Source organism: Aminobacter aminovorans (assembly GCF_900445235.1).
Classification (GTDB): domain Bacteria; phylum Pseudomonadota; class Alphaproteobacteria; order Rhizobiales; family Rhizobiaceae; genus Aminobacter; species Aminobacter aminovorans.
Genome location: NZ_UFSM01000003.1, coordinates 1 through 20,951, shown reverse-complemented (window position 1 = coordinate 20,951; position 20,951 = coordinate 1). Strand labels below are relative to the sequence as shown.

General features: G+C 61.9%; 20 protein-coding genes and 1 pseudogene. 17 read left to right on the top strand and 4 right to left on the bottom strand.

From position 1 onward, the window contains the following. Nucleotides 1-798, top strand: coding sequence for an SDR family NAD(P)-dependent oxidoreductase (locus DY201_RS26670; protein WP_115734358.1), 798 nt, complete (start codon nucleotides 1-3; stop codon nucleotides 796-798). Nucleotides 799-959: 161 nt separating this feature from the next. After that, nucleotides 960-1,985, top strand: coding sequence for an ABC transporter substrate-binding protein (locus tag DY201_RS26665; protein ID WP_165916113.1), 1,026 nt, complete (start codon nucleotides 960-962; stop codon nucleotides 1,983-1,985). On the opposite strand, the gene DY201_RS28845 is transcribed toward DY201_RS26665, so the two are convergent. Next, nucleotides 1,948-2,844 carry an IclR family transcriptional regulator gene (locus DY201_RS28845; protein WP_165916114.1) on the bottom strand — a complete coding sequence of 299 codons (897 nt, stop codon included), beginning with the start codon at nucleotides 2,842-2,844 and terminating at the stop codon, nucleotides 1,948-1,950. The genes DY201_RS26665 and DY201_RS28845 overlap by 38 nt on opposite strands. Nucleotides 2,845-2,982: 138 nt before the next feature. Between DY201_RS28845 and DY201_RS26650 the strand changes: the two genes are divergently transcribed. The 14 genes from DY201_RS26650 (at nucleotide 2,983) to DY201_RS26585 (ending at nucleotide 16,956) form a co-directional block, all read left to right on the top strand. After that, the gene (locus DY201_RS26650; RefSeq protein WP_115734356.1) at nucleotides 2,983-5,115 is read left to right on the top strand and encodes an acetate--CoA ligase family protein; all 2,133 of its coding nucleotides are present in this window, start codon (nucleotides 2,983-2,985) and stop codon (nucleotides 5,113-5,115) included. A gap of 366 nt (nucleotides 5,116-5,481) precedes the next feature. Continuing rightward, nucleotides 5,482-6,435 (top strand): DUF1403 family protein, encoded by a 954-nt coding sequence (locus DY201_RS26645; RefSeq protein WP_115734355.1) that lies wholly within the window; start codon nucleotides 5,482-5,484, stop codon nucleotides 6,433-6,435. A gap of 2 nt (nucleotides 6,436-6,437) precedes the next feature. Then, nucleotides 6,438-7,118, top strand: coding sequence for an SMC-Scp complex subunit ScpB (gene scpB, locus DY201_RS26640; RefSeq protein ID WP_115734354.1), 681 nt, complete (start codon nucleotides 6,438-6,440; stop codon nucleotides 7,116-7,118). Between the two features lie 136 nt (nucleotides 7,119-7,254). Next, nucleotides 7,255-7,626: an antitoxin Xre/MbcA/ParS toxin-binding domain-containing protein gene (locus DY201_RS26635; RefSeq protein ID WP_115734518.1), complete on the top strand. Its 372-nt coding sequence runs from the start codon at nucleotides 7,255-7,257 to the stop codon at nucleotides 7,624-7,626. After that, on the top strand, nucleotides 7,619-8,137 hold the full coding sequence (locus tag DY201_RS26630) for an RES family NAD+ phosphorylase (RefSeq protein ID WP_115734353.1): 519 nt from the start codon (nucleotides 7,619-7,621) through the stop codon (nucleotides 8,135-8,137). The genes DY201_RS26635 and DY201_RS26630 overlap by 8 nt, the downstream gene beginning before the upstream one ends. A gap of 420 nt (nucleotides 8,138-8,557) precedes the next feature. Beyond that, nucleotides 8,558-9,667, top strand: coding sequence for a transporter substrate-binding domain-containing protein (locus DY201_RS26625; protein WP_115734352.1), 1,110 nt, complete (start codon nucleotides 8,558-8,560; stop codon nucleotides 9,665-9,667). A 43-nt stretch (nucleotides 9,668-9,710) separates the two neighbouring features. After that, complete coding sequence (locus DY201_RS26620; protein ID WP_115734351.1) at nucleotides 9,711-10,376, top strand: ANTAR domain-containing response regulator; 666 nt, start codon at nucleotides 9,711-9,713, stop codon at nucleotides 10,374-10,376. Between the two features lie 311 nt (nucleotides 10,377-10,687). Continuing rightward, nucleotides 10,688-11,725 carry an alpha/beta fold hydrolase gene (locus tag DY201_RS26615; protein WP_115734350.1) on the top strand — a complete coding sequence of 346 codons (1,038 nt, stop codon included), beginning with the start codon at nucleotides 10,688-10,690 and terminating at the stop codon, nucleotides 11,723-11,725. Nucleotides 11,726-11,812: 87 nt separating this feature from the next. After that, the gene (locus DY201_RS26610; protein ID WP_207904371.1) at nucleotides 11,813-13,060 is read left to right on the top strand and encodes an urea ABC transporter substrate-binding protein; all 1,248 of its coding nucleotides are present in this window, start codon (nucleotides 11,813-11,815) and stop codon (nucleotides 13,058-13,060) included. Between the two features lie 76 nt (nucleotides 13,061-13,136). Beyond that, a complete protein-coding gene (locus tag DY201_RS26605; protein ID WP_115734348.1) occupies nucleotides 13,137-14,003 on the top strand; it encodes a branched-chain amino acid ABC transporter permease in 867 nt (288 codons plus the stop codon). Further along, nucleotides 14,000-15,031, top strand: a complete 1,032-nt coding sequence (locus DY201_RS26600) for a branched-chain amino acid ABC transporter permease (RefSeq protein ID WP_115734347.1) — start codon at nucleotides 14,000-14,002, stop codon at nucleotides 15,029-15,031. The genes DY201_RS26605 and DY201_RS26600 overlap by 4 nt, the downstream gene beginning before the upstream one ends. Then, nucleotides 15,028-15,756 carry an ABC transporter ATP-binding protein gene (locus DY201_RS26595; RefSeq protein WP_115734346.1) on the top strand — a complete coding sequence of 243 codons (729 nt, stop codon included), beginning with the start codon at nucleotides 15,028-15,030 and terminating at the stop codon, nucleotides 15,754-15,756. Before DY201_RS26600 ends, DY201_RS26595 begins: the two co-directional genes overlap by 4 nt. Continuing rightward, on the top strand, nucleotides 15,749-16,441 hold the full coding sequence (locus tag DY201_RS26590; protein ID WP_115734345.1) for an ABC transporter ATP-binding protein: 693 nt from the start codon (nucleotides 15,749-15,751) through the stop codon (nucleotides 16,439-16,441). Before DY201_RS26595 ends, DY201_RS26590 begins: the two co-directional genes overlap by 8 nt. Nucleotides 16,442-16,503: 62 nt before the next feature. Continuing rightward, complete coding sequence (locus DY201_RS26585) at nucleotides 16,504-16,956, top strand: urease accessory protein UreE (RefSeq protein ID WP_115734344.1); 453 nt, start codon at nucleotides 16,504-16,506, stop codon at nucleotides 16,954-16,956. Between the two features lie 74 nt (nucleotides 16,957-17,030). Here the strand turns inward: DY201_RS26585 and DY201_RS26580 are convergent, their stop codons facing one another. Continuing rightward, nucleotides 17,031-19,448 carry a putative bifunctional diguanylate cyclase/phosphodiesterase gene (locus DY201_RS26580; protein WP_115734343.1) on the bottom strand — a complete coding sequence of 806 codons (2,418 nt, stop codon included), beginning with the start codon at nucleotides 19,446-19,448 and terminating at the stop codon, nucleotides 17,031-17,033. A 10-nt stretch (nucleotides 19,449-19,458) separates the two neighbouring features. Next, nucleotides 19,459-19,989 (bottom strand): putative pterin-binding protein, encoded by a 531-nt coding sequence (locus tag DY201_RS26575; protein ID WP_115734342.1) that lies wholly within the window; start codon nucleotides 19,987-19,989, stop codon nucleotides 19,459-19,461. Between the two features lie 217 nt (nucleotides 19,990-20,206). On the opposite strand from DY201_RS26575, the gene DY201_RS26570 reads away from it, so the two are divergent. Next, nucleotides 20,207-20,578, top strand: a complete 372-nt coding sequence (locus DY201_RS26570; RefSeq protein WP_165916115.1) for a 6-pyruvoyl trahydropterin synthase family protein — start codon at nucleotides 20,207-20,209, stop codon at nucleotides 20,576-20,578. 38 nt (nucleotides 20,579-20,616) lie between these two features. On the opposite strand, the pseudogene DY201_RS29215 reads toward DY201_RS26570, so the two are convergent. Next, nucleotides 20,617-20,951: pseudogene (locus tag DY201_RS29215) on the bottom strand (hypothetical protein); the annotation flags it as partial.

The following is a 20,951-nucleotide window of genomic DNA, read 5'->3' as shown; positions in this document are numbered from 1 at the left end:
ATGCACGATACCATTGTCTGGATCAGCGGCGCTACGCAGGGTGTGGGCCTTGGGCTTGCTCGCAACGTTCCGTTCAAGAACGCCCGCATCATCAATCTGTCGCGTCGCAAGCACCCCGACTATGAGAGCGTCACCTTTGATCTGACAGACCCCGCTTCATGGGATCGCGTCCGTGGACATTTCATCCGGGAGCTGGCTGCCTTTCGCGGCAAGCGCGCCATATTCATTCACAACGCATATTATTCCGAAGCGATCGGCGTGGTCGGCAAGGTCTCCTCGGAGACCTACGAGAAGGGCGTCCTTGCCAATCTCGCTGCACCCTTCGTGCTTGCTGAAGCGTTTCTCGACGCTTGTCGTCCCGGCTATGAGGCAGGGCTGGTGATGCTCTCTTCCGGCGCCGCAGTGGCAGCGCTCGAAGGTCTGGCGACCTACTGCGCGTCAAAGGTGGCGATCGAACACTGGGTCGAAGTCGTCGCACGCGAACGCGAAAGCCGCGGCGGAGCCGGGCCATGGGTGGTGGCGGTACGGCCGGGCGGCGTCGACACGCCGGCCCTGCGCGCGGCATCCGAAGTCGATCCTGAACTCTATCCGCGCGTGGCGAGCCTCAAGCGCAACATTCCCAATCGCCTAGACATAGACACGGCGGGCAGACGGATCTGGGCGGCGCTGCCGCCGGCCCCTGATACCGCGGTCATCTCATTCGCCGAGCCGCCGGGCGAGCCGGCATTCCAGTTTGGTGGTCCGCGCATAAGGCAACTCGCCGGGTCGAGCTGGAAGCTGGTCTACGACGCTGGCTGACAGGCGCATCGGTCCGAAACCGGAACGGTTTCCGGAGAGCACGATGTGCAGGGGCAATGGATCAGAGCGTCCTTTTGCGTTCCGTTCGGACGCACGGCGCTCCAGGAGGTTGCCGACCGGTGGAGGACCGGCGGCGAAAACAAGCAACAAGGGAGGAAGCAATGAAATCTCTATGGAAGAAACTGGCACTCGCCGCCGCCGTGGTCGGGGTAAGCTTCGGCGCCCGTGCCGAGGGCTCCGACGCGCCGAAGCCACTGCCGCAGCGTGAGAAGGTGATCGTCGCCATGACCGCCAAGGTCGAGGCATACATACCGATGCTGCTTGCCGACCGGATGGGGGAGTTCGACAAGGAAAACATCGACATCGAATACACCTTCGCCAAGTCGAGCGACGGCATCGTGCTCCTGTCCACGGGGCGCGCGGACGTGCTTGGCGGCCAGCCGAGCGCGGCCATCTTCAACGCCATTGCCAGTGGCGCCGACATTCGTGTCGTGGCGCCGCTCTTCGTCCAGTCGCCGGCCTCGAAGCAAGGCATCTGGGCCAATAACGTCTTTCTCAACGGCCGCAAATTCACCGTCGACCTGTTCAAGGATCAGACGGTCGCCAGTGCCATCGGCCTCGGCTCGACGGCCTCCTACTTCCTGCAGACAGAGCTGGAAAAGGTCGGCCTGTCGCTCAAGGACGTGAAATTCCAGACCATGGCTTCGGCCGACATTCTCGTGGCTCTGGAAAACGGTGCCGTCAATTTTGGCTACCTGATCGATTCCATCTGGCAGAAGGCCGACGAATCCAAAGTGTCTTTGGCCTTCGTCCAGGGGCCTGAGATGTCCGCAGGCTCTTGGAGCTTCGGTCCGCGCCTGCTCAAGGAGCGGCGCGACGTGGGCGAGGCGGTGATGCGGGCACTGGTGCGCACGACGCGCACCTATCTGCAGGGGAACTACCACGACAACCCCGAGATCATGAAGATCATGCTCGAGGAATTGCAACTGCCCGAAGAGACGCTGAAGAAGGGCGTATCGCTGACCTTCGATCCCAATCTCTACATGCCGGCAGATCTCGCCGCGCGCCTGCAGAAGACCTACGCGCTCATTCCGGAAGTGCTGTCCTACAGCGAGTTGATGCCGGAAGACCGTGTCGTCGACCAGGGCTTCATTGCTGCAGCGGGCATTCCCATTCCGGCGAAATAGGCAAGTCGTCATTGGCCCGGTGCAATTCCGCGAGGCGTTGATGCCGGGCAGCTATCTGCCGGAGAGCGGATCCCAAGGCCGCTGTGGCGGGACTTTCCTCGGGATCGGCACTGACAAGCCCGACGGCGACGGGAACACGCATGAACTTCGACTGGAAGGATGCCGCGACAGCGGTAGCCCCTTCCGCCGAGAAGCCGCGGGAGGTGGCATAGCCTTGTTTGCGAACCGATCTGACCTTGTCGAGCAACGTGGCCACACTGGCGACGCGCCTTGCCGGAGGTTCGGTGCGAAACATGCGCTTGGCAATCTCCACCACCACCTCCTGCGGCTTGCCCGACAAAAGCGCCATGCCAGCCGCCGTCGACCAGTCGTAGTCGGTGAAGCCTTCGACATGGACGCCGGCGTGAAAGTCAGAGCCGGCGATGATCGCCGAGCACTGGACCCAGCGGTCATTCTGCATGCACAGCCATACCGTCAGGCCGGTGCGGCGATGAACTTCGTCCATCAGGTCGGAGACTGCCGTGCCGCCGAAGAAGGAACCTTCGATGCGCCGGGCCAGAGTGACGATCCTGTAGGAGGGCAGGTAAACCTTCTGGCGCGGGTCGAAGGCGAGGTAGCCGGTGCGCACCAGCGTCTTCAGAATGTCGTCGGCGCTGGAGTTGGGAATGGCAAGCGCGCGGCTGATCTCGGTCGTACGCGCCGGCCGCGCATTGGCCTGGAAGTATTCGAGCACGGAAAGCACGCGCAGGCTGGATTTCACCACGCCGCCAGAGCGGTCATTGGTGACGCCCCGCAGCAATTCGTTGGGCTCCTCGAATCCCAACTCCGCCTGTCTCGCCGTGTTGGCTGCGGTTCGCATGGCGCTCTCCTCTCCTTGCGCCGGCGGGCCGGCACAGAGCGTTTCGCCTCCAGCATGGCACCTTACCGAGAAGCTGAATTCGGCCATTTGGCCTAGGCCAATCGCCCGGAAATCCGAGAAACCGAAAGACCCGAGATCATGCAGACCATCCCACAGGCAATCCTGCACGCCCGCGAAGAACTCGACCGCAGCCTGGTCGATCTCCAGCGCATGTTTCGCAAGAAGAGCGGCATTGCCTATGTCGGCCGTGTCGACGCATCGCCGCAAGCGCATAGCTGGTTTCGCCGCTTCGGCGATGACGTGCGGTTTTGCTACGTCAATCCGCGCGGCGGTGAGGCTGGTGGTGTGCCTGTCTTCACGTCGATGGCGGAGGTACCTGATTATATCGACCTCGCCGTGGTCAAGGTGGCGCCGGCGATCGTTCCGCAGGTGATCGCCGATTGCGGTCGTCGCGGCGTGCGCGATGTCATCGTCTTCAGCTCCGGTTTTTCAGAAGTGGGTGCCGAGGGTGCCGCGCTCGAGGCCAAGGTCGCCGAGGCGGCGCGTGAGCATGGCGTGCGTGTCATTGGGCCGAACACCAACGACAATACATTCGAGCAGTTTCCCGTGCCGGAGCATCATCGCGGCGGCCTTGTCGGGCTGGTAACCCAGAGCGGCTTCAACGGCAGGCCCATCGTCGAGGGCATCGCCATGGGCGCTGCCTTCCGGCGTTGGGTGACGGTGGGCAACGAGGTCGATCTCGAGGTTGCCGACTTCATCAACTACTTTGCCCACGATCCACAGACGTCGGTCATTGCAGCCTATGTCGAAGGCTTCAAGTCGATCGCCAAGCTCAGGCTGGCGCTTGAGGCTGCCAATGCAATGATGAAGCCAGTGGTCATGCTCAAGATGGGATCGACCGAGCGTGGTGCGCGCATGGCCGCATCGCATACCGGCCACCTCGCAGGAGCGGATGCGGTCATCAACGGCTTGTTCCGGCAGTATGGGGTGATCCGGGTCCGCGATCTCGACGAGTTGCTCGAGACGGCCAACCTGCTCGCCAAGCTGCCGGCGGGCACCGGCCCAAACTGTGCGCTCTACTCGGTTTCGGGAGGCTCGACGACGCTGATGGCCGAGCTGGCCGACAGCTATGGCGTGAGCTTTCCCGATCTGTCGCCGGCGACGATCGAAAAGCTCTACACTTACCTGCCCAACTACGTCACCGTCTCCAATCCGATCGACAATGGCGGCGGCTTTGTCATCGCTGCCCCGCAGCAGCAGCGTATCGAGGTGCTTGAAGCCATCGCCGCCGACGCAAACGTCGACGTCATCGTGGTCGGGCTGACGGCGGCCCTTGGCCTGCTGTCCGACAGCTTTGCCGCCGACGTTCTGGCTTTCGCACCACGTTCGCCCAAGCCCTTGGTCGCGGTGTGGGGGTCGGTGCTGACCGACAGTCCCGGCTATCGCGACCTGGTCAAATCAGGCGTGCCGATCTTCCGCTCATTCCGCAAATGCTTCCGCGCCATGCGCGCGCGCGCTGATTACGAGGCCGCGAAGGCGGCATTCCGCAGCCGCTCCTGGGATGCAGCACCATTGTCGGCCAGCCAGCAAGGCGCGCTGAAGCAGGATGGAATTCTCGATAGCGGACAGGTCGCCGCACTGCTGGACGGCTCAGGCATCTGTCGTGCCGGCGAGCGCCTGGTCACCTCGTCCGCCGAGGCAGCAGAAGCGTTCGCGGCCTGGGGAGGACGCGTCGTCATGAAGCTGGCTTCGCCCGACATCGCCCATAAGTCGGATGCGGGTTTGGTGCTGCTCGACATCGGTGACGCTGTGACTGCCGCAAGCGCATACGAGAGCCTGATGGCTAAGGCGAAGATCCATTTTCCTGCTGCTCGGATCGAGGGCGTGATGATGCAGGAACTGATCGGCGCCGGCGTCGAGATGATCGTCGGACTGACGCAGGATCCCGATCTTGGCCCAACCATTACCGTCGGTGCCGGGGGCATCTATGCCGAAATCCTGAAGGATGCGGCTACGCGACCGTTGCCTGTCGACAAGGACGATATCCGCGACATGATCGCCAGCCTGAGGCTGTCCCCGTTGCTCGATGGCGCTCGTGGCGCGGAACCCTCGGACAAGGAGGCCCTTGTCGATTTGGTTTGCAAGCTGGCGGAGCTGGGGCTTGTCGCCGGTTCGGCGATTGCCGAGCTCGACCTGAATCCGGTTATCGTCCTGCCGGACCGGGCCGTGGCCGTCGATGCGCTTGTCGTCGCCAGTCGATCATCGACCTAGCTATGTGACGACGTCATTGCGTCCCGTTTCGGCGGTGCCGGCTCCCGACCCTGATCGCCGCAACGAAAGGGGCATGTCGGCCGCCGACGAGCGGAAAAGCCCGATCCGCGCTCTAGATTACCAAGCTCCCCTGCGCCAGTTTCGTGAGATCTCAGGCGGTCATCTTGTGGCGGTCTGGCCAGACAGCGTCTGGCTAGACATGTCGACGAGATGGTTCGGGAAGCAGCTTCGAAGAGAGCGCGGCCGGCCGCAATGTGCGACGGCAGGTACGCGTCGCTGACCATTTCTTTTGAGGGGCAAAATGCCTGTGCGCTTTTGGCCTGCAACCGTGGCAGCAAGCGCACCGCTCGACTACTCTCATGGCACATGATTCGCGCCAGCCAACCACCTGCCGTCCCGCCTGCGCTGCCGCGCCTGCCTGTGTGGGCACAGCCCGACGGACCGGTGGCCAATGATGTGGACGCGGCATTCTATGCAGGTGCGGCCCTGGGTTCCCTCGACGGCCTGGTGCGCTCGGAGCCGGTGTGGGTCGGCAGCTGGCGCCAGAGGTTGGCGCTCAAATGTGCTGTCGCTGCCGTCCGGCTCGCCGGACGCTCCGAGGAAGAGGCGGCGCTGCGCGACGCCTGGTATCTGCGACCCGCAGGCGGAGATCCTGGACCCGCAGGCAGCATTCTGGGAGCATGGCGCTACCTGGCCTCGCGTCCGCCGGCGATAGACGCTGGAGGACTGGAGCAGGTCTGCGAGTGGCTCGGCCTGCGCCCCGACGATAGCTACGACAGACTTGCCGAAACCATCGAGGAACTGGCAGCAAGCGACAAGCCGGCGCCGCTTGCTGCAGCCGCAATCGCCAGTCATGTCGTTGCCGGTCGGGGTGACGCCGAACTTTTGGCATGGTGGCTTGCCGATCTCGTGTTGGCGCGAAAGCTGCGCTGGTCCCTCCCCGTGCCGCTTCTGGCCGCGCAACTGTTTTCGCCGGCCTTCCGTTCTGGAGACGGGCGCGGCAGGCGCATCCGGCCCGGGGAGGCAGCATTTGAACGGGCGGTGTATGTTGCCTTTGCATGCGGTGCCGGCGACGGCCTGAGGCTGGCGCTCGACATCGCACGGCGCGCCGACCGGCTGGCGGCAGCAACGCCGAAGCTGCGGGCGAAAGGTGCAGGCGAGGCAATCCGGCGATTGCTTGACGACGATGCCGTCCCCAGCTCGCTAACCACGCGCAATCTGTCGCGATTTGCGGCTCGGCGTCTGTTCGAGCGACTACAGACGTTCGAGGCGGTGCGCGAACTCTCCGGGCGCACTTCCTTCCGGCTGTACGGCTTGTAGCGATGACCGAAACATCCGCGCGCCGAATGCAAAACGATCAGCCGGCCTTGCTCGACACCGAGCTCGAACATCTGCCGCCGGAACTTCGCTGGCGCGAATGGATGGGCCGGGTGGAGGCGGTGATCTTTGCCGCGAGCGCACCGGTGCCGCGCGAGATGCTGGTTCGGGTCGTCGGCAAGGACTGCAATCTCGACCTGATCATCGACGACATCCGGGCTGAGCTCGCCGGTCGACCCTATGAGCTGGTTTCGGTCGCCGGCGGCTGGCAGCATCGCACCAAGAAGGCGTTTGCCGATGCCATTCGCGCGGCGACCGGCCAGGTTGATATGGCGCGCCCGCTGTCACAATCGGAAGTGCTGGTGCTGATGTGCATTGCCTATTTCCAGCCGATTACCCGCGGCGAACTGACGGCCTTTTTCGGCAAGGAGGTCAGCCGCGACTTGATCGGCGTGCTGAGGTCGCAGGACTTCATTGCTTCGGGGCCGCGCAGTCCGACGCCGGGCGCGCCCTACACCTATGTCACCACCAAGACGTTCCTGTCCCAATTCGGCCTCGATACGCTGCGCGACTTGCCCGACTTCGAAGCGCTCGAAGATGCCGGGCTGCTCAGCAAGGAACAGCTGCTTGCAGGGAATGTATCCCTGGGATTGGCACGCGCTGGAACCGGCGAGGACTCCGATTAGCCCGCCTTTCTCGTGGTGCGAACTGCATAGGGATCGGCAGAGTGCATGCCATCAAGAAGCAGAGTTTGAGCTTGAATTGAGCGCATTGTGAGCACATATTGAGCTCATGGTTGTCAAAACAAGTCAGGAGCGTGTCATGGCAGCTCAGAGTTTTGGAATGTCGGCGGCCCATTTCGGCGAGGCCAGGTCGCAGTTTCTCTCGGCTCGCCGCGTGTCGGAACTGCTGGGTGTGACACAGGCTGACCTTGCTCGGCTCGTTGGCGTGGCCCGCAACACACTGACCGCGCGCTCTGGCGCGCGCAAGGTCGATCAGGCGCTCAGCCCAGTCGTCCGCATCCTGGCGATGGCCGCCGAAATGGCCGGCGACGAGAGCCGCGCCGCGATCTGGTTCAAGCATCAGCCGATCCCGGGCTGGGCCGGCAAGACCGCCTATGACCTGGTCGGCGAAGGAAAGGCGGACAAGGTTCTGGCCTATCTGGAGGCGGTGCGCTCCGGCGTCTATGCCTGAAGCCGGCCTGCAACAGCAGCGAACGTTGTGGCGGGCCTTCGTGCCGCGCTGGGCGCATATGCCGCTGTCGGGCGAGGGTGCGGCGCGCTTTGGCGGACGCTGGAACCCGGTCGGCGCAGTGACGTTGTATGCGGCCTGCGAGCTGTCGACCGCATGGGCTGAATACAACCAGGGTTTTGTCCAGCATCCGGCGTTGATCGCCCAACTCGAGCTGTCGGACGCCAGGCTGGCCGACCTGACTGATGCCGCGATTTTGCAAGAACTCGGCGTCGACGCCGGCATTCACAGATGCGAGTGGCGCGCCGATCTCGATGAGGGCAGGGTACCGCAAACCCATCTGCTGCGGCAGCGCCTGCTTGTCGAAGGTTTCGATGGTGTCGTCTACCCCTCCTTCATGTCGCCCGGCGGCAGCTGCGTTGCCCTGTGGCATTGGAACGGGCCCGGCCAGCCGTCGCTCAAGGTCATAGACCCTGATCAGCGCCTGCCAAAGACGCCGGCCTCCTGGCTCTAGCGTTGACCAGATGAACAGTCTTGGCGACCCGGCGCCTGGCCGCCTGGTGTCTTGAACCTGGTGAACGACGCGCATCTGCTGATGCCGGCGCATGTCCTGCGCTCGAAGATACGGCAGGGTTCTGCCATTTGGGCGAAGGCGGCAATGCTGGAACGTGGCCGCGGTGAGCATTGCTGAAATCGCCGGTTGGTAGGCGATCAAATGGCTGCGTGCCTGATGGCACCATCAGGCACTTCATCCCATTTTCGATTGGTCTCCCAATGCTTGTATGTTAGGAATAACTAATTCCTCGTAGGGGTGGCTATCGGCAGCAGCGTCATAAGTTGCCCCGGGCCATGGCTTGGAAACCGGCCGACGAGGGGCATGGAAGGCGGAGGATCGGATGTTCGCATTTTACCTTGCCATGGACGGCAGTTGAGCATGGGCTCGACGGGTGAGCCCTGGCGCGTTGGCGTCCTCTTCTCGCAATCCGGAGACACCGGCGCGATCGAGGAGACGCAGCTCAAGGGCACGATGCTGGGCATCGCCGAGATCAACGCGGCGGGCGGCATAAATGGCCGCGAGATCGTGCCGATCATCTATGATCCGACATCCAGCACCGAACTCTATTCCCACTATGCGCGGAAACTTCTGATCGAGGATCGCGTTACCACGATCTTCGGCTGCTACACCTCGACAAGCCGCAAGGCCGTGCTGCCGCTGGTGGAGCGGGTCAACGCATTGCTGTGGTACCCGACGCGTTATGAGGGCTTCGAATTCTCGCCCAACATCATCTACACCGGGTCGTCGCCCAACCAGAACACCATCGAGCTGATAAACTACCTGCTCACGACCCACGGCAACCGGTTCTACCTGCTCGGCACCGATTATTGTTATCCGCGGCGTACCAACCGGATCGTTCGCGATCTCGTGTGCGGCCAGGGCGGCACGATCGTTGGCGAGGAGTATCTGAGCTTCGGTGCCAGCCCGAACGACTTTCGTCCGATCATCCGCGACCTTCGCAACAACAAGCCCGACGTCATCTTTTCGACCGTCGTCGGTCAGGCGATCTCCCATTTCTATCAGGCCTACACCGACGCCGGCTTCAGCCCCGACAACATGCCTATCGGCAGCCTGAACACCTGCGAGGCGGAGTTGCGGCTGATGGGGACGGATGTCGGGGCCGGGCATATCACCGCTGCGACCTATTTCGAGAGCGTCGATAATGAAGAGAACGACCGCTTCGTTCGTCTCTTCAAGCAGCGCTTCGGCCAGGATCAATCGACCAACATGTGCGCCGAGGCGGCGTATTTCCAGGTTCACCTCTTTGCCCAGGCCGTTGCCGAAACCAACAGCATGGACACCGACACCTTGCGCCCGGCGGTACTCGGCCGGGAGATCGCAGCGCCTCAGGGACGGATCGGCATCGACTACAAGAACAGCCACGCCGAGCTCTGGACGCGTATCGGCAAGGCGGATGATCACGGCCGGTTCGACATATTGCGGGAATCGATGGTGGCGCTGCGGCCCGATCCGTTTCTGGTCACATGAGGGTGGCCGACTTGCCTGAGAGCTCAGCATACGAGGTTCGGTCATGAGCGGTCCATCTCGCGGTCTCCACGGAGCTGGTGCCGACGGCTCGCAACGTGCAAGTGCTGCGCAGCCACGGGCCACGCGCGGATCGGGCGGCGTGCAGGCGGAATTGCGTCAGTCGACTGTGCTGCTTGTTCATCCGCGCGGCGGCGAGGGCGACGCCGTCCTGCACGAGATCAGGCGGGTTGGATGTCGCGTCGAGATGGCCTGGCCTGCGCCGATGCTGCCGCCGATCGGTTTCGACTTCGCGCTGGTGGCAATCGATGCCGCGGTGCTTGCGGCGGCGCCGTGGCTTTCCGGGGCGCCACCGGTGCCCGTCATTGCACTGGTCGACGGGGACAAAGGCGTGCCGGTCGACGTGCTCAGGCTTTCCAACGCCCAGGCAGTGCTGGTCAAGCCGTGCCAGCCAGCCGCGATCCTGTCCAACCTCGCGCTGGCGCGCAATATATTCAGCTATGAGCGACGGTTGCTGAACAAGGTGGCGAAACTTGAAGAGACACTGCATGCGTCACGTCAGATCGAGCAGGCAAAGCTCATCCTGATGTCGCAGAAGAAGCTGCGTGCCAACGAAGCCTATGACTACCTGCGACGGCAAGCCATGACCAAGCAGATGTCAGTTGCGGCAATTTCTGCGGCGCTGGTTGACGCCTACGGATTGATGGAATAATATTCAAGTGTTCGTGAGGCCTGATGGCCTCCGAAGGCTCCAAGCGAGCCAGTTTCCGCGGCAAAAGCGCCGTGTTTCATAGAGGATCTAGATAGACCTCGCGCAAACTCAGGTTTCTGAGTGCGCGGGGTTTTTGCGTTTTTCTGCCGATTGCGGATCCCGCTGGAGAATTACGCCAGAAAATTCGAGGAAGACTGCAACTGACCATAAATGGTCAGAACGAATACTTATTGCCTGATCGGAACTATCAAAGCAGCCATCCTGAACCGGGTGGCTGAACCCTGAATTATTGCCGAAAGCAGGAGGTAGCTATGGCGCAGTGGAAAATAGACAAGGAAGTCGACTATGAAGTCTTTAATCTTGGAGATCTGAAGCTCCAGAAAGGGATGACCCTTCCCAACGCGAAGCTCGCATACAAGACGTTCGGCAGGCTGAACGCCGACAAGAGCAACGTCATCGTCCTGCTGACTTACATGGCCTCGACCCACTACGACAACCAGTGGGTCATCCGGGAAGGCGGCGCGCTCGACCCGAGCAAATATTTCATCGTCATTCCCAACGTCTTCGGCAACGGTCTGTCGTCATCGCCGAGCAATACGCCGGCGCCCTACAACAAGGCACGCTTCCCCCATGTCACCTACTACGACAACATCAAGGCGCAGCATCGCCTGCTGACCGAGAAGTTCGGCATCACCAAAATCAAGATGGTCACCGGCTGGTCGATGGCCGCCGCACAGACCTTCCATTGGGCGGCACTCTATCCTGAAATGGTCGAGACGATCTGCCCGACTGCCGGCTCGGCGAAGACGGCAAAGCATAACCACGTGATGCTTGAGGGCGTGAAAGCAGCGCTGACGGCTGACGATGCCTTCAAGGAAGGCTGGTATGACGAGCAGCCCTTCAAAGGCCTGCGCGCCATGGGCCGTGTCTATGCCGGCTGGGGTTTCTCGCAGGAGTTCTTCCGCAAGGAAGAGTATCTCGAGCTCGGTTACGCCTCCGTCGAAGACTTCATCGTCGGCTATTGGGAGCAATGGTTCAACCTGCGCGACGCCAACAACATGGTCGCCATGATCCGCACCTGGCAGTCCGGCGACATCAGCGACAATGAGCTCTACAACGGCGATTTCCGCAAGGCGCTTGGCGCCATCAAGGCCAGGGCGATCGTCATGCCGGGCGACTGCGACCTCTACTTCCCCCCCGAAGACAGCGCGTTCGAGGTCGAGCATATGCCGAACGCCGAACTGCGTCCGTTCCGCTCGAGCCATGGGCATTTCGCCGGCGGGTCCGGCCTCAGGCAGGCGGACGTGAAGTTCCTCGATGAAGCCTGGCGGGAGTTGCTCGGCGCCTGACGAGGCGGACGTTCGCGATGTGATTTTCAAGCATGAACCTAGTCGGCCGGCGCATTGGCGTCGGCCGCGGAAAACAGGGGAACAAAAATGATAATGAATTCACACCTCAATCGCCGCACACTTCTCAAATCCGGCGCTGGTGCCGCGGCGGGCCTCGGCCTGGCCAGCATCGGTGGCCGCGCTTTCGCGCAAGAGGATACGATCAGGATCGCCAGCCTGCTCGATCTCTCAGGTGGCCTCGATGCCGCCGGCAAGCCGATGCAGGACGCCATCACCTTCGCCGTCGAGGAGATCAACCAGGCAGGCGGGCTCCTGGGCAAGCAGATCAGCCTGATCACCTACGACACCCAGACCGACATGCGGCTCTATCCGCAATATTCCCAGCAGGCAGCCTTGAAGGACAAGGTGTCCGCCGTGTTCGGCGGCATCACGTCCGCCTCGCGTGAGGTGATGCGGCCGGTGCTTCGGCGCCTCAACACGCTCTACTTCTACAACACCCAATATGAGGGCGGGGTCTGCGACCGCAACATCTTCTGCACCGGCATCACGCCGGCGCAGAAGCAGTCCAAGCACGTGCCCTATGCGATGAACAAATGGGGCAAGAAAATCTACACGCTGGCTGCCGACTACAATTATGGCCAGATCACCGCGGCCTGGACCCGGAAATACTGCACGGAAAATGGCGGCCAGATCGTAGGCGAGGACTTCTTCCCACTCGACGTCACCAACTTCGGATCGACGATCCAGAAGATCCAGGAAGCCAAGCCGGACTTCCTCTATCTCGTCCTTGTCGGCGGCGCGCACCAGTCGTTCTACCGCCAGTGGGCTGCCGCGGGCATGAACAAGCAGATCCCGATGGCATCGACGACGATGACCATCGGCGGCGAGCAGATGGTGCTGTCGCCGGAGGAAACCAACGGCATCCTGTTGTGCTTCAACTATTTCGAGGCGCTCGACACGCCGGCCAACAAGGCCTTTCTCGATCGCTTCCACAAGCGGTTCGGAGCCGACTACCCCTATGTGACCGAACTGGCGATGGCGACCTACCAGTCGGTCTATCTGTGGGCGGAAGGGGTGAAGCGGGCCGGGACCGCGGAGCGCATGCCGGTGATCGAAGCGCTCGAATCCGGTATCAGTCTCGACCTCCCCAGCGGCAAGTTCTCGATCGATCCGCAGACGCATCACTGTGTCATGGACATCAACATCGGCCAGATCCAGGACCGCAAGATCAACATTCTGGAGAGCTTTTCGCAGCAGCAGCCGCTCGACACTTCGGGCGTCTGCGATCTCAAGAAGAACCCTGACGACAACTCGATGTACGTCATCAAGGTCTGAATGACCCGAAAGCTTGCGGGTCGTTCGGTCGCGTTGGAGCGAACGACCCGCAGCGATCCAGGAGGCTGTGCCCGATATGGACCTGCTCGTTGTACTTTCCTTTGAGGCTCTCAAAGCCGTTGCCAGCCTGGCGCTGATCAGCGTCGGACTGGCCATCATTTTCGGCATGATGCGGGTGATCAACCTCGCGCATGGCGAATTCCTCATGCTCGGCGGCTATGCTGCGATTGTTGCGACCAAGGCGGGCATCAACATCTGGGTTGCCACGCTGTTGATCAGTCCCCTCGTCGTCGGGCTGATCGGCGTGGTCATCGAGCGGACGATCATCCGCTTCCTCTATGGCAGGCCGCGCGACACCATGCTTGCGACCTGGGGGCTGAGCCTATTGCTTGTCGGTTTGGCGACGACGGTCTTCGGTAATACCACCGAAGGCATCTCGGCGCCGGCCGGCTCGCTGCTGATCGGCGACTACCGCATCGCCGCCTATTCGCTGATCATCATCGTCATCGCAGTCGCCGTGTTCGCGGCCATCTGGGCCGTCTTCCGCTTCACGCGCTACGGGCTGATCGCACGCAGCACGATGCAGAATGCCGACATGGCCGCCGCACTGGGGGTCAATCCGTCGCGCGTCTATGCCGTCACATTCGGTGTCGGCGCGGGGCTCGCCGGGCTTGCCGGCGGCGTCATGGCGCCAATCACCGGCATCGTGCCGACAATCGGCGCGGCTTACGTCGCCAAGGCATTCATCACCGTCATCGGCGGCGGCCCGGCAATCCTCGCGGGCACGGTGTCGGCCTCCGTCATGTTCGGGGCGATAGACCAGATCATCACATATCTCTCTACCCCGGTTATCGGCGAAGTGGCTCTGCTGGCCGCGGCCGTCGTGTTGCTGCGCTTCATGCCGCAGGGCATCACCGGGCGCTTCTTCAGGAGGGCGGCATGACCGCGAATTGGCAAGGAAACGGCGGGCTGGTTGCCGCCACGGTGCTGGGGCTGTTGTTGTTGCTAGCGCTGCCGCAGATCGTTGACCCGGTCATGATGATCGAGCTGACATCCTATGTGATCATGGCGATCCTGGCGCTCAGCCTCGGGTTGATCTGGGGTTATGGCGGCATCCTGTGCTTTGGCCAGTCGGCATTCTTCGGCATCGGCGCCTATGCCTATGCCATTGCCGTCATCAATTTCGGCGACAGCACCATCCCGCTGCTGCTCTCGATCGTCGTCCCCGGACTGTTTGCGGCGTTGCTCGGCTATTTCCTGTTCTACGCGCGTATCACCGATGTCTATTTCGGCGTCATCACGCTGACGGTGACACTGATCCTCTACAAGGTCATGGGCGCGACCTCGGGTTCCCAATATGTCATCGGCACAGCACCCCTCGGCGGCTACAATGGCATTCCGGCTGTGCCGCCACTGAATTTTCCCGGCAGGCCCGACGTCGCGCTCTCCTTTGACGGCCTGTTCTACCTGTCCGGCCTCACCTTGCTGGCGGTCTATGTCGGCTTGCGGCTGATGTTGAAGAGCCGCTTCGGTCAGGTCGTCGTTGCCATTCGCGAAAACGAACGCCGCGCCGAACTGCTTGGTTATGACGCGCGGTTCTACAAGCTGGCGACCTTTGCCATCGGTGGCGCCATCGCCGGCCTGGCAGGCTGCCTGTTTGCCAATTGGGGCATGTTCATCAGCCCCGATGTCTTCGGACTGGCGCAGTCGGCACAGGTGATCATCTGGGTGATCGTCGGTGGCACCGGCACGCTGCTCGGCCCCATCGTCGGCTGCTTTGCCATCCAGTGGATCGCCACGAAACTGGGCGCCCAGCAGCTCCTCAATGCCAATCTGGTGCTCGGCACGATCCTGATCGGCTTCGTCTTGCTGGTGCCAAAAGGCGTGGTGCCGACTGTCAGTGATGCCTTTCGCCGGTTGAAGTTCCGTCCTTACGTCGCGCCGCTCGTCGAGCAGAGGAGGGTGCCATGACCTCGTCGGATTCCATCCTCGAGACCCGGGGCCTCGAAAAGCGCTTCGGCGGTGTCGTCGCCATCGCCAGCGTCGACTTCAACCTGAGACAGCGCGAGTTGCGCTGCCTGATTGGTCCAAACGGGGCTGGCAAAAGCACCTTCTTCAAGATGCTCACGGCGCAGCTCAAGCCGACGACGGGCCAGATCTTGTTCGATGGCATCGACATCACGCGCGCTCAGCCGCATCAGGTCAGCCGGCTCGGCATCGGAATCAAGAATCAGGTGCCCGATGTGTTCAACAACCTGACGGTGGCGGAAAACATCTCCGTTGCGGCCAGGTCGCGACATGGCAAGGCCCGCGCCGCCGCCAAGGGCAAGGACGTTATGGAGCGGCTGGGACTGACCTCGCTGACGGGCAGGCTGGTCGGTGAACTTGCCCACGGTCAGCGTCAATGGGTCGAGCTTGCCATGGTGGTTGCGCTCGAGCCCAAGCTGATCCTGCTCGACGAGCCGGCAGCAGGAATGACGGCGGATGAGACCAACAAGACCGCCGAACTCATTCGCGAGGTCAACAAGTCGGCCGCCATCGTCGTGGTCGAGCACGACATGCAGTTCATCAAGCAGATCGCGCAGACGGTGACCGTTTTCCACCAGGGGCGCGTGTTGATCGAGGACACGATGGACAAGGTTCAGGGCAACGAGCTTGTCCGTGAAGTCTATCTGGGGAAATCCGAAGATGATTGAGGTCAAGAACCTGCACTCCGGCTACGGCCGGATCCCGATCCTGCACGGTATCAATTTCGCCATGAAGCCTGGCGAGGTCGTCGGCATCCTCGGCCACAACGGCATGGGCAAGACCACGCTGCTGCGAACGCTCGTCGGCCAGATCAAGACGACGCAGGGGCGGATCGAGTTTGACGGCAGAGACGTCACTTTTGCCAGCTCGTCCGAGCGCGCCCGCGCCGGCATCGGCTACGTGCCGCAAGGTCGCGACATCTTCCCACTGCTCTCCGTCATGGAGAACCTGAAGATGGGCGAGATCATGCGTGGCGGTGAAAGCGCGATCCCAGAGATGCTCGGCCATTTCCCGGTGCTGACGGATCTGCTCGATCGGCCCGGACGAGGGCTGTCTGGTGGACAGCAGCAGATCCTGGCGCTCGCCCGGTGCCTTGCCGGGCGCCCGAAGCTGATACTGCTCGACGAACCGACCGAAGGCATCCAGCCGTCGATCGTCGATCTCATCGCCGAGAAGCTCGGCGAACTGAAGGTAACACTGGGTCTGGGCATCATCCTTGTCGAACAGGACATCCGCTTCATCCGCCAGCTGGCCGACCGTGTGCTGATCATCCAGAAGGGCGCGTTCGTTGCCGAGATCTCTCCAGATCAGCTCTACGACAGGGAAACGGTCGACACCCATCTGGGGATCTGATCCGTACGTCTGCCTGCGAACTGCCTTGCGACCCAGCGGTCAACCGCTCCAGGGGACTTTGAATGTTGAAGCTGAATTCCATCGTCGGATTGGCGGCCGACCAGCAGCTGAGCGCTCGGCTTCATCTGCTGGACCACGAAGGCCGTGTCGAGTTCATCATGCTCGACACTGCCGAAATCGCGCGACGGCGACTTTCGGCAAGGACCGACCGCGGCACGCTCTGCGCCATCGCCCTGCCGCGGACGCAGCGGCTCGTCGACGGCGCGGTGCTGTTGCTGGAGGACAAGCGCGCCATCGTTGTCCGCGCCGAGCCGGAACGGTGGCTGGTCTTCAAGGCGGCCGATGCGGCCGCGGGGATCGAACTCGGATATTGCGCCGGCAACATGCACTGGCCGGTGCGTTTCGAAGGCGACCACCTCTACGTAGTCGGTGAACTAGGCTCCGGTCATGTTCTGGACCGGCTCCAGCATGTGCTCGACCAGGGCGCTGTCGTTTTCCTCGGCGAAGGCAAATGATCGTAGTTTTTGTCAGATGAGAATAAGCGAAACGATGCCATAGTCCCGCTAGGGCAACGTCCTCTTGGCACTTCTTATGCCAGCGTCAGCTTGGCACGCTGATCTTCGAGATACCGCCTGAGTTGCGAAATCGCCATCGGAGGGCTGAAGAAGTGTCCCTGGACGGCGTCGCATCCGGTGGCGCGGACGATCAACAGCTGCTCTTCGGTTTCGACACCCTCGGCAACGGTGGTCATCTCCAACGCGTGCGAAAGGTTCACGATTGCGCTGACGATGGCGCAATGATCGCGGTTGCCGGCGATCTCGGCGATGAACGAACGGTCGATCTTGACCTTGTCGACGGGAAAGTTCCTGAGATAGCTGAGCGACGAGTAGCCCGTCCCGAAATCGTCGAGCGAAATCTTTACGCCGAGCGCGTGCAGCTTGTTCAGGGCGAGCAAGGTTTCCTTGTTGTCGCCCAAAAGTAGCGATTCCGTGATTTCAAGTTCAAGGCGCTCGGGCGCAAGGCCCGTCAGCGACAGCACGTTGGCGACGGTTTCTACGATGTTTCCCCGCCTGAACTGTCCCGGCGACAGATTGACCGCAACATTGACGTTGCCCGGCAATTTCACGGCTTCCCGGCAGGCCTTTTCGAGCACCCAGGCGCCGAGTTGCACGATCAGGCCTGTGCTTTCGGCGATCGGGATAAATTCGTCGGGCCGGATCTGACCGCGCTGGCAGCCCGGCCAGCGCAACAGCGCTTCAACCACGGCGACTTGCTTGCTCTGGAGATTGACGATTGGCTGGAAGACGAGCTCGAACTCCGTGTCGAAGTCGGCGCCCCTGAGGTCGAGTTCGAGCATCCGCCGGCGTTGCAGCCGGTCGTCCATCTCGGGCGCATAGAACTGGTAGCTGCCGCGGCCATCACTCTTGGCGCGATAGAGTGCCAGGTCGGCATTCTTGACCATGTCGTCGGCAACCCCGTCACAATCCGAGGCAAGCGCAATTCCAATACTTGCGCCGATGACGACATGGTGGGCGTCGAGATGGTACGGTTCCTCGAGGGCTTCGATCAATCGCTGCGCCACATGGGCCGCATCCTCGCGTCCAACCGCCGGCTGGATGACGATGAACTCGTCACCGCCGAGGCGTGCAACGACGTCATATTCACGAACCATGCCCGAAACGCGGTTGGCAACCTCGCGCAGCAATGCGTCGCCGACGGGATGGCCGAGCGTGTCGTTGACGTTCTTGAAGTTGTCCAGGTCGAGGCAGAGGACCGCAGTGTCCTGATGATGCCTGCGGCCATGCGCAAGCTCCTGCTCCAGGCGCTCGCGCAGCATTAGGCGGTTTGGCAACCCGGTCAAAGGATCGTGGCGCGCCATGTGGGCGATGCGCTCTTCCGAGAGATGGCGTTCGGTAATGTCCTCATAGGTGGCAACCCAGCCGCCTGAATCCATCGGCTGATGCAGGATCGAGACAATGCGGCCGTCGACGAGCTTCTGCAGCAGGACGCCGGGCTGGCCCTTTTCAATCAGCTGTTGCTGGGAGCGATGGGCAAGTTCGGCACTATGCTGCGTCGACGTTGCGGCATCGATCGACGCTTGCATGATCTGCTTCGGCGTAGTCCCCGGCGCAAGGCTACCTTCGGGGAGGCCGTACATGGCGGCGAACTTGCTGTTGCTGACGATGAGCCGCTGGTCGGCATCGAACATGCACAGGCCCTGGGACATGTTGCTCAGGGCGGCATCAAACAGGCCGTTCTGAGTGGCAAGCGCGTGGTTGGCCCCAAGCACCGCGGCGTTCGCCCTTTCGAGGTCATCGGAAGTGCGGCGCAGGTCGTCATTTGCAGCATTGAGAGCGTCGGAGGTCTGCGTCAGCAGCCGATTGTGCCACCCCAGAAGCGCGATGAAGGCAAGGCTGCACAGGAAGAAGCCGATCGCCACGGCGGAGAAGCCGCTGTGGAGGCGCAACAACTCGTCGTCGACCTTGGCCGCCTGCACGGCGCTGTACTGGTTGGCCTCCGAGGCGAGGCCGATCAATTCGGCCTCGAGCGCGCGCATCGATGTCAGTATGGATTGCGCCTGGCCCGGGGCGTCGACCCTAGTGATGACGCTGTCCATGTCCGCGACGAACTTGGACAGCTGAGCTATTGTTGCCTTTCGCTCGGGCGCCTCGGCGACAAATTCCTCGAACTGGCCGGTGCTGAAGCCACCGAGGCGGCTCTTCAGAATCTGAAAGCGAAGCTGCGTGTCGGCCTTGAGCTGATCGTTTGGCGATGCAGCCAGCGTGGCTACCCGCTGGTAGAGGCGCAGATATTCGTTGACGCCCTGGCTGGCACTCCACGCCACGTCGTATCGCGAGAGCTTCCCGATAGATGCCTGACGTTCGAAGATGACGACGGACAAATAGGCAGCTGCGACAGCGAAGACGGCAATGGTGCCGATCAGCAGTGCCTTGAGCAGATGGAATGCAAATGCACGGCGGGATCCAGGCGCCAACAAAGCGGCCATGACATCTTCCCTACCGGATGATCAACCGGGCCAGCTGCCAAACCGAGCGCGAATAGAACTTCTGGCTCTGAAGCTCCGGCTTGCTGTCATAGGGATAGACGATGAACAGCGGGCCCTTGTCGCTGACCTCCATGTACTGGCCGTCGCGCTTGAGCGCCAACAGAACGTTGTGGAGCGCAAAATCCTCAGTCGGGATCGTCGTCTTGTAGTCGTTGAGGGCAACTGCAACGGCTTCCTTGCCGTCGGCGCCCACCAGCTCCATGATCTTCTGGAGCGGAACGCCCTCGAACTTGACCATGCCCGTAAACCACGGCGTCGTGGTCTCGATCGACGTAACGCCGAGCGCTTCGAGCATGTCGCGGTCAAACGAAGCCACACCATTGCCATTTGTGGCGCTGATCTTGCCTTCGATGACCAGGATCGGGGTGCCCTTGGGTGCCTGCAGTTTGCCGTCTTCGGCCTGAGCCGACGTCAGCGCGAAAAGTGCCAATGACGTCGCCACTGCGACTGCGCGGATGATTGAAGACACAAGATGATTCATAGCACGTACTCCCCGGCACCGTCAGTTTGCATCGGACCATGCCAAAGGTCACTGAAAAACACATTAACGACGTTGAATATGCCACAATAATCAGCACGATATCGTGCATCAACAAGTAGCAAGCGGATGTTTCTTGTTTTGATCGAATTGACCGGCTCGGAAGCCGGTGGCAGATATCCGGCACCAGGTTGAGCATGACGATGGGCAGGACGGCAAAATGATCGAGACTTACAAGGAGTTCACCTTCGAGGCAGCACACCAGCTGCAGCCTTACTCGGGCCTCCACGGTCACTCGTTCCAGGTCAGCGTCCACCTCGTCGGAGACCCCGACCCGGTCTTTGGCTGGCCGGCCAATCTCTATGAGCTGGAGCAGCAGATAGAGGTCGTCCGGATGACCCTCGACCACAAATATCTCAACGAGATCGAGGGGCTGTCCGTGCCGTCGCTCGAGAATGTCGCGCGCTGGATCTGGGAAAAGCTGGAACCCCAGTTTCCGCAGCTCGATCGCGTGGCGGTTCGCCGGGGCGCGCAAGGTCAGGCCGAGGGTACGGTGTACAACGGACGCGTCCTGCGAAGGGCTCGCGCTTAGGCGGCTTTGGATTCTACCCCTCGTACGGCTTTGCCCGGCTAGACATAGCCGATCGATTGCAGATCCATGTGCGGCTTGGGCTGCGAGTTGAGCAGTCCCATCAGCCGGTTCAAGCCGAGCGCGATCTGTGGCAGGGAGTGTGCCGCTCCGAGGCAGAGCCTCACTGCATGCGGCGCGTGATCCCGTTTCACCGCGAACGCATCGGCGGTGATTACCCTTACTCCTTCGCGCAGGGCCGTTGCCGAGAACGAATCCATTCGCCAGGGTTCGGGAAGCTGCAACCAGAGGTGATAGCAGGACGTCGAAGCGTGCTCCGCATGTGGGCCAAGGATCCGGTGGGCGACTTGCTGGCGCTCATGCGCCTGATTGCGGT

Coding starts and splice junctions, on each gene's coding strand:
- DY201_RS26670 (WP_115734358.1), top strand. CDS start 1: ATGCACGATACCATTGTCTGGATCAGCGGCGCTACGCAGGGTGTGGGC.
- DY201_RS26665 (WP_165916113.1), top strand. CDS start 960: ATGAAATCTCTATGGAAGAAACTGGCACTCGCCGCCGCCGTGGTCGGG.
- DY201_RS28845 (WP_165916114.1), bottom strand. CDS start 2,844: ATGCGAACCGCAGCCAACACGGCGAGACAGGCGGAGTTGGGATTCGAG.
- DY201_RS26650 (WP_115734356.1), top strand. CDS start 2,983: ATGCAGACCATCCCACAGGCAATCCTGCACGCCCGCGAAGAACTCGAC.
- DY201_RS26645 (WP_115734355.1), top strand. CDS start 5,482: ATGATTCGCGCCAGCCAACCACCTGCCGTCCCGCCTGCGCTGCCGCGC.
- scpB (WP_115734354.1), top strand. CDS start 6,438: ATGACCGAAACATCCGCGCGCCGAATGCAAAACGATCAGCCGGCCTTG.
- DY201_RS26635 (WP_115734518.1), top strand. CDS start 7,255: ATGGCAGCTCAGAGTTTTGGAATGTCGGCGGCCCATTTCGGCGAGGCC.
- DY201_RS26630 (WP_115734353.1), top strand. CDS start 7,619: ATGCCTGAAGCCGGCCTGCAACAGCAGCGAACGTTGTGGCGGGCCTTC.
- DY201_RS26625 (WP_115734352.1), top strand. CDS start 8,558: ATGGGCTCGACGGGTGAGCCCTGGCGCGTTGGCGTCCTCTTCTCGCAA.
- DY201_RS26620 (WP_115734351.1), top strand. CDS start 9,711: ATGAGCGGTCCATCTCGCGGTCTCCACGGAGCTGGTGCCGACGGCTCG.
- DY201_RS26615 (WP_115734350.1), top strand. CDS start 10,688: ATGGCGCAGTGGAAAATAGACAAGGAAGTCGACTATGAAGTCTTTAAT.
- DY201_RS26610 (WP_207904371.1), top strand. CDS start 11,813: ATGATAATGAATTCACACCTCAATCGCCGCACACTTCTCAAATCCGGC.
- DY201_RS26605 (WP_115734348.1), top strand. CDS start 13,137: ATGGACCTGCTCGTTGTACTTTCCTTTGAGGCTCTCAAAGCCGTTGCC.
- DY201_RS26600 (WP_115734347.1), top strand. CDS start 14,000: ATGACCGCGAATTGGCAAGGAAACGGCGGGCTGGTTGCCGCCACGGTG.
- DY201_RS26595 (WP_115734346.1), top strand. CDS start 15,028: ATGACCTCGTCGGATTCCATCCTCGAGACCCGGGGCCTCGAAAAGCGC.
- DY201_RS26590 (WP_115734345.1), top strand. CDS start 15,749: ATGATTGAGGTCAAGAACCTGCACTCCGGCTACGGCCGGATCCCGATC.
- DY201_RS26585 (WP_115734344.1), top strand. CDS start 16,504: ATGTTGAAGCTGAATTCCATCGTCGGATTGGCGGCCGACCAGCAGCTG.
- DY201_RS26580 (WP_115734343.1), bottom strand. CDS start 19,448: ATGGCCGCTTTGTTGGCGCCTGGATCCCGCCGTGCATTTGCATTCCAT.
- DY201_RS26575 (WP_115734342.1), bottom strand. CDS start 19,989: ATGAATCATCTTGTGTCTTCAATCATCCGCGCAGTCGCAGTGGCGACG.
- DY201_RS26570 (WP_165916115.1), top strand. CDS start 20,207: ATGATCGAGACTTACAAGGAGTTCACCTTCGAGGCAGCACACCAGCTG.